The following is a 13964-nucleotide window of genomic DNA, read 5'->3' as shown; positions in this document are numbered from 1 at the left end:
TAAAAAGGTCCGCTCTGAAACGTGAGCGGACCCTTTGCCATTTATATAAACAATGATTGTAAAATCGCCTTCTGAACATGCAATCGATTCTCCGCCTGTTGAAATACGGCGGAACATGGACCGTCGATGACGGCTGCAGTAACTTCTTCTTCCCGGTGTGCCGGAAGACAATGGAGGAATGTCACATTGGGAGAAGCATGACTCAACAGATCTTCATTCACTTGATATCCTTTAAAGTCCTGGAGGCGCTTGAACGCTTCCTCTTCCTGCCCCATACTGGCCCAAACGTCCGTGTAGACGACATCGGCATCCTTTACCGCTTCAATCGGGTCATGCGTGAGCGTAAATCTCCCTCCGCTATTCAAGGTCAGATCCACCGTTTTCCCTATAATATCTTCCTTCGGTTCATACCCTTTAGGACAAGAAACGACGACCTCCATCCCAAGCATGGCACAGAGGATCATGAAGGAATGGGCCACGTTATTGCCATCGCCGATATAGACGACCTTCACCCCTTTCAACGTCCCCTTGGTTTCCAGGATCGTGAGGGCATCGGCCAACGCCTGGCATGGATGATACGTATCGCAAAGTCCGTTGATGACGGGGACACTTGCGTATTCTGCCAACTGTGTCACCTTCTCCGTCTCGAATGTGCGAATCATGATCCCGTCCACATAAGATGACAGGACACGTGCCGTATCCGCAATCGACTCTCCTCTCCCAAGCTGGATATCACGGGAATTCAAATAGATGGCGTGACCTCCCAGTTGGAGCATTCCCGCTTCAAATGACACTCGTGTTCTCGTGGATGACTTTTCAAAAATCATTCCGAGAGTCTTTCCTTCGAGGCTCTTCGAGTAAGGGTTTTCCTTCAAGTACTGAGCCAATGATAAGAGTTCATGGACTTCTTCAGCTGTGTAATCGAGCCACGTGACGAGGTCTCTTCCTTTTAACGACATTTTCTCCGGAGAGGGTGCAATGGTTGAATGATTCATACTCGGCTCACTCCCTGTATGGATTTTGAATGAACTAAAGGCTTCTGTTGAACATGTGCGTTTTTGCTTCGCATAAAGGCTTGCAAGGTTTCTATTTCGGTTATAACGGTGACACCTGCTTCCAAAGCAGCAATTCTTCTCTTCTTCATCGTATCCGTTTCCTCATTATTGAAGTAGACACATGCATGATCGGTTTTGATCCATTCACTGAATGATGGTTCTTGAGCCGTTTGATATTGCTTAGCCTGCTCACAATCGACGTACATGGTTCCCCCTGCTTCCACTCCCCCATGCAGCTCTTCAAATACTTTGTATAGAGCTTCTTCAACGGTTTCACCCAGACAAAGTCCCTCTCCCGTCGACTTCATATTCGCACCGAGGATCTGATCGATCTCCGGCAGGGCTTGGGATGAGAACACGGGATACTTCACCCCGACTCCTTTTATTTCGGAAGGAGGGTCAAAAGCATCGATGGTCAAACGCTCCCCGCACATGAGATCCGTGGCCATATCGATCAACGGAAAGCCAAGGACCTTACTGACGATCGGTACGGTGCGGCTCGCCCGGGGATTGACTTCTAATACATACACTTTTCGACTCTGCAGCAGGAATTGAATATTCATGATCCCTTTATACTGAAGCGCGGATACGATATTACGGGCATACCCTTCGATCGTCTCCTTGATTTCCGCCGAGAGGGATTCGGAAGGGAAGATGGACATGCTGTCCCCCGAGTGGACGCCCGCCCTTTCAATATGCTCCATCACACCGGGAACATAGACGTCCTCCCCGTCTCCAACAAGATCGATCTCAACTTCCCGACCTTCTTTAAATTCATCTACTAATATAGGAAAATATTCTTCATCTGCGGTTTGGATGAAGCGCTGCATTTCCTCAAGGCTCTTCACTTTCACCATCCCTTTGCCACCGATGACATAGGAAGGGCGACATAGAAGAGGAAAGGCCAGATTTCCGGCAACATGTATCGCTTCTTTTTTACTGTGGCAGATGTCCCCTTTCACACGGGGGATCCCACATCCATCAAGCAGTTGATAAAAACGCTCCCGATCTTCAACTTGGTCAATGATATCGGAAGAGGTCCCGAGCAGTGTGATTCCCTCCCCTTCTAACATACCGGCAAGGTTCAACGCCGTTTGTCCACCAAATTGAATCAGTACGGTATCGACCTTCTCATGCTCGATGATGGAAAGGACCGCTTCTTTCGTTATCGGTTCAAAGTATAATCTGTCTGCAGTTTCATAATCGGTACTGACGGTTTCAGGATTGTTATTCACCATGATTGTGGTGTACCCGTGCTCTTTCAAACGCTTGATGGCCTTGACGGCGCTGTAATCAAATTCGACTCCCTGGCCGATCCGGATCGGCCCCGCCCCGATGATCAGGACTTTTTTCTCCCCTGGTAAAGACTCGATTTCATTTGTCCCATAATACGTTGAATAGGCATAGTTCGTGATGGCCTCAAACTCCCCGGCGCACGTATCGACCATTTTGAATACGGGAATGATTCCTTCTTCCATTCTTAAACCGGCGATATACGCTTCAGTCATTCCCGTCAGTCCGGCAATGGTTCTGTCTTCAAACCGTAACTCCTTCGCTTCTTTCAATAGCTTTGCACTGAAGGAAGAGCTTCTTAGCTTATGTTCCATATTAGTAAGATTGCTCATAACCGACAGGAACAGCTTATCGATCCCTGTCATTCCGTGAAGGGATTCGATTGATCGTCCCCCTCTTAACAATTCCATCAGTTCAAAGAATCGTGAATCCGTCGGCGTCACTACCTTTTTCTCCAATTCTTCCAATGATAGATCGGACATCCCGCCATACAGGCTCTCAAGGGAAAGGTCCAACGATTGAAGCGCCTTTTGAAACGCCGCCTCTAATGAGCGCTCAATCGCCATCACTTCTCCCGTTGCTTTCATCTTTGTGCCGAGTACCCGATTGGCTTCAGGAAATTTATCAAACGGCCATCTCGGGAATTTTACCACCACGTAATCAAGAGCAGGTTCAAAGCTTGCATAGGTGGTCCTGGTCAGAGGATTGATAATTTCATCCAATGTGTAGCCGACCGCAATCTTCACTGCGACTTTGGCGATGGGATAGCCCGTTGCCTTGGATGCAAGAGCCGATGATCTGCTCACACGCGGATTCACTTCAATGACATAGTATTGGCTGCTGTTAGGGTCTAAAGCAAATTGTATATTGCATCCTCCCACTACTTCCAATGCGCTGACGATCTCAAAGGCGGCCGTCCGGAGCATATGAAACTCCCGGTCTGTCAACGTCTGGGATGGGGCAACAACGATGGAATCACCCGTATGGACCCCTACCGGATCGAAGTTTTCCATATTGCAGACCGATATACAATTTCCTTTCGAATCTCTCATCACTTCATACTCGATTTCTTTGAAACCGGCGATGCTTTTTTCCACAAGCACTTGATGGATCGGACTCGCTTTCAAACCGGATAGAACGAGTTTTTTGTATTCCTCCATACAAGAAGCAATCCCGCCGCCTCTTCCGCCTAACGTATAAGCAGGACGGACTATAATCGGAAGGGCAATCTCTTCAGAAAAAATGAGGGACTCTTCCAGGTCATGGACGATACTGCTTTCGGCCGTCGGGTGACCCAGTTCCTCCATTAATGAACGGAACTTTTCTCTGTCCTCCCCTTTTTGGATCGAATCAACGGACGTACCGAGCAGTTTCACACCGTACCTCTCAAGCACTCCTTTCTCATCGAGCCCCACGGCCAGATTCAAGGCGGTCTGCCCACCGAGACTTGCTACCAACCCATGTGGCCGTTCCTTTTCAATGATCTCAGTCAGGGTCTTTACGGTCAGTGGTTCACAATACACTGTGTCGGCATAAGCGGTATCCGTCATGATCGTGGCCGGATTATGATTCACAAGCACCACTTCATAGCCCTCTTCTTTCAGGGCAAGACACCCTTGTGTGCCGGAATAATCAAATTCAGCCGCCTGCCCGATGATGATCGGTCCCGATCCGATGATCAGGATTTTTTGAATACTGGAATCTTTAGGCATACATTTTCTCTCTCCCCGGTTGTTTAATCGATTGATAGAATTGCTGGAATATCCACGAAGCGTCTTCAGGTCCAGGACGTGCTTCGGGATGGAATTGAACGGAAAGGATCGGCTTACTATGATGCTGAAGGCCTTCAAGGGAACCATCATTGACGTTCATAAATCGAGCTTCAAGCCCTGTCCCGATTAAACTATCTTTCTTCACGACATAATTATGATTTTGTGATGTGATGAACACCTCACCCGTATTGTTGTCCATGACCGGGTGATTCGCCCCTCTGTGCCCGAATAACAATCGTTCCGTTTCCCCTCCCAGTGCAAGGGCGATCAATTGATGACCCAGGCAGATTCCAAGCGTCGGCATTTCCAGGATTTTCTCTTTCAGCTGTGGTAAGAAGGACATCATTTCCTTCGGATCCCCAGGGCCGTTGGATAAAACCAGTCCATCGACATCCAGCTGATCCAACTGCGCCAGTTGGTGATACGGGATGACCGTCACGAGACAATCCATTTTCAACAAGCTTGATACGATCGATTTCTTAACACCGAAATCGACGACGGCGATATGCTTGCTGCCGCTTCCCATTTGAAAAATTTCTGAAGCAGCGACTTTTTCGATTTGGCCGGTGAGTGTTTCTTCCTCAGGAAACACTTCTGTATATGAAATGCATGCATTTTGACTTCCCTCATGACGGATCTCTTTCACAACCTGTCTCGTATCAACCCCTGTCATAAAAGGAATCTTCCATTTTCGAAGATAGTCCTTAAGGGACGAAGCGGCTTTATAGTGGGAAAATAATTCAGCTGAACCGAGCATGACGACCCCTTTCACCTGAGGCTTCCCGCTTTCGAAATCGTCTTCGTTCACACCGTACTGGCCGATGAGGGGGTAAGTGAAAACGACGATTTGATCCTTATAGGAAGGGTCTGTCAGCACTTCCTGATACCCCGTCATTCCTGTAAAAAATACAATCTCACCCTGAACAGGTTCCTCTTCCTCCATCATGACTTCCCCTGTAAAAATGCTGCCGTTTTTCAAACATAAGTACCCTTTCATGAGTTGACCTCCTCTGATGAATAAATAATTGCATTTAAGTATTTTTATACATTCGCCGTTAAAAAAATTCAGCAGACTTCCGCTGATTGATGTTGCTTGATTGTACGGACTAAAATGTGAAGAGCCTGATCGAGTTCCGCTTTGCTGACCGTCAATGGTGGTAATAACCGGATTACATGTGCTCCTGCCGGAAGGGTCAATAATCCATTATGACGGAGCTCGGCAATGATATCACTCACTTCCTTATCGAAGGAGATACCAATCATGAACCCGATCCCTTTTACTTCTTGGACAATGCGATATTCCTGGAGCTGAAGGGTTAGCTGATCCATAAAATACTGCGATTTATGTTGAACATCTTTCAGGAATTCATCTTCAAAAATGGTTTCCATGGTTGCCTTCGCTGCCGCCATCGCTAACGGATTCCCTCCGAATGTCGATCCGTGTGTCCCTTGTGAAAAGGATGAGATGAGTTCTTTCTTCCCCATCATGGCCCCCACCGGGAATCCGCTCCCGAGTCCTTTCGCAACCGTGACAATATCCGGATCCAGGGAATAGTGCTGGTAAGCAAACGGCAGTCCCGTACGTCCCGCCCCTGTCTGGACTTCATCGATGATGAGTAACGCATCCAGTTCGCGGCATTTGGCTTCAACCGCCTGCAAAAAGGAAAGTGTTCCCGGGTTGACTCCCCCTTCCCCCTGGATCACTTCGAGCATGATGGCCGCCACATCCACGTCCTTCACATCTGAAAGGGTCTCCTCATCGTTATAAGGAAGATATTCAAAGGTCGGCAGCAAGGGACCGAATCCGCTATGGATCTTCTCCTGTCCGGTTGCACTCATTGTTGCGAATGTACGGCCGTGAAAGGATTGCTTAAAGGTCAGGATCTTCGTTTTTCCTGTATGTTTCTTCGCAAGCTTGATCGCCGCTTCATTCGCTTCCGCTCCGCTATTGCAGAAGAAGACGGCATCAAGGCCGCTTGCAGAAGCGAGGAGTGTGGCGGCCTCTTCCTGTTTCGTGATCGTGAACAGGTTCGATACATGCCAAAGTGTATCCATTTGTCTCTCCACTGCTTCTTTTACAACAGAAGGGGAATGCCCTAAGTTACAAACGGCGATTCCAGAGATGAAATCCAAATAGGATGTACCATTATGATCCTGGACCTCCGTACCTTTACCCGAGACCAATTCAATGTTTAATCGATTATACGTTGGGAATACATGACTCATATCGCCTGCACCTCTTTTCCTTCTGTAATTCGCGTGCCGATCATTTCCCCATCCTGGATGATGGAGTCCTGGCATCCGACAATCATCACTTCATTAATATGTTTGGTTAAAACCGAAAGAGCCGCCTGCACCTTAGGGATCATTCCACCGTAAATCACACCGGATTCAATATAATGCTGAATGACATCGATTGTTACACGTGAAACAAGTTCACCGTCCTTCAAGATTCCAGCTACATCGGTGACAAACACCAGTTTCTCTGCCTTCAGCGCTTGGGCGACGGCTGCTGCAGCAAGGTCTGCATTCACATTCACCCTTTCTCCTTCGCCTGTCGTTGCAAGAGGGGCGATCACCGGCAAGTAATGTAATGATAGTAGATTGTGCAGCAGCGTAAGGTTGACCTCTTCAATTTTCCCGACAAACCCAAGAGACTCTTTATCTATGAAACTCGCCTTGAGTAAATGGGCATCGTATCCGCTTAACCCGATGGCTCTTACCCCTTCACGGTTGAGTTGATGGACCAATAGACTGTTCACCTTGCCCTTTAATATCTGTTCGGCAATACCGAAAACATCCTTCGTGGTCTTTCGCTGACCGTTAATGAATGTGGACTCAATTCCAAACACGTTAAGTGTTGCCGTAATATCAGGACCCCCGCCGTGAACGAGAATCACATGATAGTGCTTCTGAAGATCTTTTATGCTTTTATAGAAAAGGGACGATAGCTCAGAAAGAATACTTCCACCGAGTTTCACTACAATCACAGGTTTATGTTCGGTAACTTGCATTGATTTTGACGTAATCATACGTAAGGTCGCACCCCCAGGCTTTTCCGATTCCCTTTCCACTCTGCAGTGATACCGAAATGCTCACATGTTCAGCTTGCATGTACCTGCTGACTTCTTCTTCATTGAAAGGTTGAGGAGTCCCCTTTGAAAAAACGAGTGTGTCCCCGATGCGGATATCACACTGATGAGGGATTAGGTCGACTCCGCTATGTCCCAGCGCCCCGACGATCCTTCCCCAGTTCGGGTCCCCGCCGAAGAGGGCCGTCTTCACCAGATTGGAACCGACGATTTTTTTTGCTAAAATGTTGGCATCTTGATGAGACGGGGCTCCTGTCACATTCACTTCCACCAGTTTGGTTGCGCCTTCCCCATCTCTTGCGATTTGTTTCGCCAGATCTTCACATACAAGGGTCAGTCCTTTTTGAAAGTGAGTCCAGTCAGGATGATCGTCGTGAAGGGCAACATGTTCCACCATGCCATTCGCCAGACTGATGACCATATCGTTGGTGGATGTTTCCCCGTCCACGGTGATTTGATTAAAGGATTGATCGATGGCTGTTTTAAGGGCAGTCTGCAGTACGTCCGATGAAATGGTGGCGTCGGTTGTGATAAAGCCGAGCATCGTCGCCATATTGGGGTGAATCATCCCCGAGCCTTTCGCACAGCCTCCGATGGTGACGGTTTTCCCGTCGATCATTACCTGATAGCACGACGACTTCTCGATTGTATCCGTGGTGAGGATGGCCTGTTGGAAAGACTGTGCACTTCCCGGATCCGCATCGACCTGAATTTCACTGCAGCCCTTTTTCATCTTATCCATTGGAAGCCATTCTCCGATGACACCTGTGGATGCAACAGCGACGTACTCTTCGGGAATCTGGAACCGTTCGGCGGTCCATTCCCTCGTTTGATATGCATCCCTCAACCCTTGTTCACCTGTACACGCATTTGCAATGGCACTATTTACGACGATTGCTTGTAGTTTATGAGATTGGGAGATGCTTTCCTGTGTGACTTTGAGGGGAGCCGCTTGAAAATGACTTTGCGTATAAACCGCTCCGCATTGTGCAGGTTTCTCACTGTAAATGACACCGAAATCTTTTTTAGCATATCGCAGGCCAGTATGCATACCGCCAGCTTTATATCCAAGAGGTGACAGAATCGTTCCTCCCTTGATCGGTTTCACTGTTTCTTCTTTTACCAGTTTCATTGATTCTCCCCCTCTTATGGATAAATTGGATAGTGATGAAGACCGGTCATTTCGTCTAACCCCAGCATCACGTTCATATTTTGCACCGCCTGACCTGCCGCGCCCTTTACCAAATTATCAATCACTGACACAATCGTCACCCGGTTCGTCCGTGGATCGGCTTTGATGGATAGGTCACAGAAATTCGTGCCGAATACTTCTTTGGTGCTCGGGAACTGCCCGACCGGACGGATCCTGACGAATGGATGCTTTTCATAAAAGCTTTGATAGCGGGTATGTAACTGCTCAGTGGTGCAGGTGTCCTTTAAGTCCGCGTACATCGTCACCATGATCCCCCTGGTCATGGGAATCAGATGGGTTGTGAATGTGATCGGGCCCGCTTCACTGCTCCATTCCTTCAATTGCTGTTCAATTTCAGGAGTGTGCTGGTGCTGATGGACTTTATAGATTCGTAGATTTTCCTGAGTTTCAGCGAAGTGACTGGATTGAGTCGCTTTCCTTCCCGCCCCGGATAAACCGGTTTTGGCATCGACGATCAAGGATTGAGGTTCTATAAGATCCTGTTGATAAAGCGGAGCCAGCCCCAGCAGGGTCGCTGTCGGGAAGCAGCCGGGATTGGCAATCAGGTCCGCTTCCCGGATGGCGCGTCGATTGATTTCAGTCAGTCCATAGACGGCTTTCTCGAGGACATCCTGCGGAGCAGATTCTCCTTTATACCACTCTTCATACTCACCCGGATCCTTTAAGCGCAGGTCTCCTGAAAGATCGATCACTTTTGCCTTTTTTCCGATGAGCTTCTGAGCAAGCTCATTTGAAACGCCGGAAGGCACCGCCAGGAATACGAAATCAAGCTGTTGCATCTCTTCAATCATGATCGGCTTCACTCTTTCTTGGGAAAGACCGGATAAATGCGGATACTGTTCCGCATATGAACTTCCTTCCAGAGAAGATGAATATAAAATACATACATTCACATTCGGATGATTCGACAACAGACGATACAACTCCACACCACCATACCCAGTACTTCCAACAATACCAACCTCCAACACCTCTCACCCCACACAATAAATTTAAATTAGGTCTAATTATATGAGTGTATATTAATAAAATCAATAGTATATTTATAAATAATTCTATAAAGTTACTTTATTCACAAATTCACTACGATAGTACTAGAAACATATAAAGGTCCGTCCCTGGGTAGGGACGGACCTTTATGTGTATTTGAATAATATTTTAGAATTGTGCGGCCTCTGTAGATCCTTTCAGGGCCGTTGTGGAGGATGTTCCACCTGAAATCACCATGGAGACTTCGTCAAAATAGCCTGTTCCGACTTCACGCTGATGCCTTGTAGCAGAATATCCATGCTTTTCGCTTGCAAACTCTGCTTCTTGAAGCTGTGAATAGGCAGCCATACCGCGATCTTTGTAGCCCCTCGCAAGCTCGAACATGCTGTGGTTCAGTGCGTGGAAGCCCGCAAGTGTGACGAACTGGAATTTATAGCCCATTTTACCGAGCTCCACCTGGAATTTGGCAATCGTTTCATCGTCCAATTTCTTTTTCCAGTTAAAGGACGGGGAACAGTTATAAGCAAGTAACTTTCCTGGATGTTCAGCATGAATCGCTTCTGCAAACCGGCGTGCTTCCTCAAGACTCGGCTCTGACGTTTCACACCACACAAGATCTGCATAAGGAGCATATGCAAGACCTCTCGCAATTGCCTGATCTAGGCCGGCGTTTGTACGGAAGAAGCCTTCAGGCGTTCGATCTCCCGTGATAAACTCTGCATCATACGGATCGACATCGCTCGTGATCAAGTCTGCGGCATTGGCATCAGTACGGGCAACGATCAACGTTGGTACACCCATCACGTCCGCAGCAAGACGGGCGGAAATAAGATTCTTTACAGAAGTTTGAGTGGGAAGAAGCACCTTACCTCCCAGATGACCGCACTTTTTCTCTGAAGAAAGCTGGTCTTCAAAGTGGACCGCAGACGCTCCTGCTTCAATCATCCCTTTCATTAATTCGAATACATTCAACTGTCCCCCGAATCCAGCTTCTGCATCGGCAACGATCGGTACGAACCAATCAATCGATTCATCCCCTTCTACATAATGGACCTGATCTGCGCGCTGAAGGGCCTGGTTGATCCTCTTTACGACAGAAGGGACGGAGTTTGCCGGGTACAGACTTTGATCGGGATACATATGTCCTGATAAGTTGGCATCCGCTGCAACCTGCCACCCGCTTAGATAAATGGCTTTGAGTCCGGCTCTTACCTGTTGGACCGCCTGGTTTCCTGTCAGGGCACCCAGTGCATTGATATAATCTTCCTCATGAAGCAAATTCCATAGTTTCTCAGAACCCCTGCGGGCAATTGTGTGTTCGATATCAATCGATCCCCTTAGTCGAATAACATCTTCCGCTGAGTAAGGACGGGTGATCCCTTTCCATCGTTGATCCATTTCCCAGTTTTCCTGAAGTGCCGTTACACGTTCGTTATTTGCTTTTACCATATTAAATCTCTCCCTTTTTCGTATTTATACATACAGGTGTATGTTTGATGAGTGATCTTGCGTCTTTGGTTTAGGTCCGTCCCTCATCCAGGTGAAGCGGTAATTGAATAAAGTAATTAGACCTGTTCTACCAACAGTTGACTGAGTCCGACCCTTTAAAGGATTCGGTAGCCGGGAATGGTGAGGAAGTCTGTGAACTGGTCATTCTGGATGAGCTGATCGAACAGGTCGGCGGCTTCAGAGAATCTTCGTTCCTTATATCGTTCTCCTCCCAGTTGACTTTTGAGTTTTGTCAGTTCTTCCTGCTTCAGCTGTTCGTAGAGTTCCATGGTGATATGCCGGCCATCATCGAGGATCCCCTTCGGATGACGTATCCATTGCCATAGCTGGGCACGCGAGATTTCTGCCGTGGCCACATCTTCCATCAAGTTATGGATCGGTGCCGCTCCTTGGCCGCTCAGCCAGGATGAAATGTATTGAATGCCTACATTAATGTTGAGGCGGACACCCTCTTCGGTAATCGCTCCTTGAGGAACTTCAAGAAGCTCCTGTTCAGATACTTCCAGTTCCAGCAATGTTTTCTCTTCAATCTGGTTTGCTTTTTTCATTTCCCGATTGAATACGCCCATGGCAACCGGTACCAGACCAGGATGCGCGACCCACGTTCCATCATGACCATCCCTTGCTTCCCGTTCCTTGTCTGCTTTCACTTTATTGAACGCTTCTTCGTTCTTGACAGGATCGTTCTTGACAGGGATTTGTGCCGCCATACCGCCTATTGCAGGCGCTCCCCTTCTGTGACAGGTCTTAATCGTAAGCAGGGAATATGCTCTCATGAATGGCGCCGTCATCGTGACCGATGAACGATCGGGAAGAATCACATCTTCCTGTTCCCGAAGCTTTTTGATATAGCTGAAGATATAATCCCATCTTCCACAATTCAACCCGGCTGAGTGTTCTTTTAACTCATAAAGGATTTCATCCATTTCAAATGCCGCTGTGATCGTTTCAATCAGCACCGTCGCTTTGATCGTCCCTTTGGGGATCCCGACATACTCTTGTGCAAAGACGAATACATCATTCCAAAACCGCGCTTCATGGTGACTTTCTAATTTAGGTAAGTAAAAATAAGGGCCTTTATTCAGTGAAGTCAAGTGAGTCGCATTATGAAAAAAGAATAAGCCAAAGTCGACAAGGCTTCCTGATAGAGACTTTTCATCCAGTTCGATGTGTTTCTCTTCCAGGTGAAGCCCCCTTGGTCGCACGATTAGTACGGCATGTTCTTCTTTTAATTCATAACGCTTCCCGTTTGTCTCGAAGTCTATCGTGTGGTGTACAGCGTCTCGGAGATTGATTTGTCCTTCTATGAGGTTCGTCCATGTGGGTGATGTGGCATCTTCAAAACATGCCATGAAACATTTCGCTCCTGAATTCAGAGCATTGATGACCATTTTGCGATCAACCGGGCCTGTGATCTCCACCCTTCGATCCTGCAGTCCTATCGGAATCGGAGCAACCTTCCACTCACTTTGGCGAATCGATTCTGTTTCAGGTAAGAAACGGGGAAGCTCTCCGCCATTGATCCGCTCCTGCTTCTTCTCTCTGTTGTGTAACAGTTCCTTCCGTTTCTCCCCGAACCTGCGCTCCAGTTGTTCTAAAAACTGCAGAGCCTCAGAGGATAACATTTCATCAAAGCCCGGTTTAAGTTCTCCGGTTACCTTGATACCAACCATTTGAGTCGACATACGTGTTCACTCCTTAAGCGTATTAAAAATCCCTTTGTTATAATACAGATTAATTAACATGATTGTATTGTATAACAGATGAATTGAATTTGGAACACTTTTTTCTGAATTTTTATTCGACATTTTTCGCACTGGTAAGGTCCGTAAAAAAAAGAACTAACCCTTTTCTGGATTAGTTCTCTCTCTACTTATTCGTAAATGTGTAAATAGGTTTCTTTACTGCCCGGTTTCTTGACGATCAGCGCTTCCGGTCCATACGATGAGGAGACGAGGAGTTCTACGTCCCAGCTGTCCGGGGTCTGTTTGCCGATCATATTGGTCAGGTGCTGGGCGAATCCAATGGTTTCAGCTTTCCCCTGGAAGGACAGGGCCACCTCAAATTCCATTTTGGACAGCTTCTGATCTTGATAGAGTGCTTGTCCTGTCAGTCCTGTGTATACAGGAAAATACTTTTCGATGTCCGTTTTCAGTTCGTTAAAAACTTTGTAATCGTTCGGATGGTTCTCCTGGGCTTCCGGGGAAGGGAATAAATAATAATCTTCATTGATCCCTTTCCAGTCCTGAATGCCGTTTTGGTCCGGTTCCACGGTTGTGTAGGCAAAGAAGTGACCAGGGACGACCTGATCTTTCGGAGCCTGCTTATAAAGGGAGATCATAATCGGCACGTTTTGAAGTTCTTTTTTCTGACGTAGGCGATTGAGTACTTCACCCGCGATTTTCGCTCCCTGCTCTTTCAAAACCTCATTGGAAATATTTTTTACTGTTCTGGTCCCATTTGACATATTGGTCTCATATTGAACAGAATTCAGGGACAGGGCGATAGCCACTCCGCCAAGACGCACCTTGTTATCTTCTTTTTTCATTAAGTAATTATGTTCAACTACATGAGCCAAATATATGGGGGCATTTTCCCCTTTCGCCTGCACGGGGTTTAGCCCCACATTATCAGACTCCTTCAGACCTTTTTCCTTCAGCTGTTCACTTGTGTACTTTCGTTGCAGCCAGCTATCAACCATTTTCTTGTTCAGAAATTGACCTTCTTTGAAGAAATATTCATCCGTCGAAAACCGATTCTGAGCAACCCTTAGTAAGCCCGTCTCGATTTCATTGATATCATATCTGGAACCGAGATCATTCACGACGACGCCCCGGGTATTACTCGTTTCATACGGGAGCATCGTCTTGTAATATTCTTTCGAAATTTGGAAGCTTGGTATGATGGCCTTCTTGGCTTCGCTATCCTGATTTTCCTGAACGACCTGATCCTGTTTCTCAAATGTCGGAGCACAACCTCCCAGTAATACTAATGCGGAGAGAGCAACCGAAATCCCTTTTTTCATTTCTCGTTACACCTC

10 protein-coding genes are annotated in these 13964 nt (G+C 47.2%); all 10 read right to left on the bottom strand.

Annotated elements, in window-relative coordinates; genetic code table 11:
* Window positions 1-41: 41 nt before the first annotated feature.
* Window positions 42-995: an ornithine carbamoyltransferase gene (argF, locus tag AC0VXY_RS01930; RefSeq protein ID WP_475526717.1), complete on the bottom strand. Its 954-nt coding sequence runs from the start codon at window positions 993-995 to the stop codon at window positions 42-44.
* A complete protein-coding gene (locus AC0VXY_RS01925) occupies window positions 992-4060 on the bottom strand; it encodes a carbamoyl phosphate synthase large subunit (RefSeq protein ID WP_475526716.1) in 3069 nt (1022 codons plus the stop codon). Before AC0VXY_RS01925 ends, argF begins: the two co-directional genes overlap by 4 nt.
* Window positions 4053-5117: a carbamoyl phosphate synthase small subunit gene (locus AC0VXY_RS01920; protein ID WP_475526715.1), complete on the bottom strand. Its 1065-nt coding sequence runs from the start codon at window positions 5115-5117 to the stop codon at window positions 4053-4055. The genes AC0VXY_RS01925 and AC0VXY_RS01920 overlap by 8 nt, the downstream gene beginning before the upstream one ends.
* A gap of 68 nt (window positions 5118-5185) precedes the next feature.
* On the bottom strand, window positions 5186-6346 hold the full coding sequence (locus AC0VXY_RS01915) for an acetylornithine transaminase (RefSeq protein WP_475526714.1): 1161 nt from the start codon (window positions 6344-6346) through the stop codon (window positions 5186-5188).
* Entirely contained in the window at window positions 6343-7152 is an 810-nt protein-coding gene (gene argB, locus AC0VXY_RS01910; RefSeq protein ID WP_475526713.1) for an acetylglutamate kinase, read from the bottom strand. The genes AC0VXY_RS01915 and argB overlap by 4 nt, the downstream gene beginning before the upstream one ends.
* The gene (argJ, locus tag AC0VXY_RS01905; RefSeq protein WP_475526712.1) at window positions 7115-8344 is read right to left on the bottom strand and encodes a bifunctional ornithine acetyltransferase/N-acetylglutamate synthase; all 1230 of its coding nucleotides are present in this window, start codon (window positions 8342-8344) and stop codon (window positions 7115-7117) included. Before argJ ends, argB begins: the two co-directional genes overlap by 38 nt.
* A 14-nt stretch (window positions 8345-8358) precedes the next feature.
* Window positions 8359-9393: an N-acetyl-gamma-glutamyl-phosphate reductase gene (argC, locus tag AC0VXY_RS01900; protein WP_475526711.1), complete on the bottom strand. Its 1035-nt coding sequence runs from the start codon at window positions 9391-9393 to the stop codon at window positions 8359-8361.
* A gap of 190 nt (window positions 9394-9583) precedes the next feature.
* Window positions 9584-10864 (bottom strand): isocitrate lyase, encoded by a 1281-nt coding sequence (gene aceA / locus AC0VXY_RS01895; protein WP_435993866.1) that lies wholly within the window; start codon window positions 10862-10864, stop codon window positions 9584-9586.
* Between the two features lie 155 nt (window positions 10865-11019).
* A complete protein-coding gene (aceB, locus tag AC0VXY_RS01890; protein ID WP_475526710.1) occupies window positions 11020-12609 on the bottom strand; it encodes a malate synthase A in 1590 nt (529 codons plus the stop codon).
* 188 nt (window positions 12610-12797) lie between these two features.
* Complete coding sequence (locus AC0VXY_RS01885) at window positions 12798-13949, bottom strand: CamS family sex pheromone protein (protein WP_435993870.1); 1152 nt, start codon at window positions 13947-13949, stop codon at window positions 12798-12800.
* Between the last annotated feature and the right edge of the window lie 15 nt (window positions 13950-13964).

It is taken from the genome of Rossellomorea sp. QJM3NY_18 (assembly GCF_056173145.1).
Note: the sequence above shows the minus strand (reverse complement) of the source record. Positions and strands in the feature narration are given on the sequence as shown.

Excerpts from the sequence above, each read along its gene's own strand:
- argF (WP_475526717.1), bottom strand. The coding sequence starts at position 995 with ATGAATCATTCAACCATTGCACCCTCTCCGGAGAAAATGTCGTTAAAA.
- AC0VXY_RS01925 (WP_475526716.1), bottom strand. The coding sequence starts at position 4,060 with ATGCCTAAAGATTCCAGTATTCAAAAAATCCTGATCATCGGATCGGGA.
- AC0VXY_RS01920 (WP_475526715.1), bottom strand. The coding sequence starts at position 5,117 with ATGAAAGGGTACTTATGTTTGAAAAACGGCAGCATTTTTACAGGGGAA.
- AC0VXY_RS01915 (WP_475526714.1), bottom strand. The coding sequence starts at position 6,346 with ATGAGTCATGTATTCCCAACGTATAATCGATTAAACATTGAATTGGTC.
- argB (WP_475526713.1), bottom strand. The coding sequence starts at position 7,152 with ATGATTACGTCAAAATCAATGCAAGTTACCGAACATAAACCTGTGATT.
- argJ (WP_475526712.1), bottom strand. The coding sequence starts at position 8,344 with ATGAAACTGGTAAAAGAAGAAACAGTGAAACCGATCAAGGGAGGAACG.
- aceA (WP_435993866.1), bottom strand. The coding sequence starts at position 10,864 with ATGGTAAAAGCAAATAACGAACGTGTAACGGCACTTCAGGAAAACTGG.
- aceB (WP_475526710.1), bottom strand. The coding sequence starts at position 12,609 with ATGTCGACTCAAATGGTTGGTATCAAGGTAACCGGAGAACTTAAACCG.
- AC0VXY_RS01885 (WP_435993870.1), bottom strand. The coding sequence starts at position 13,949 with ATGAAAAAAGGGATTTCGGTTGCTCTCTCCGCATTAGTATTACTGGGA.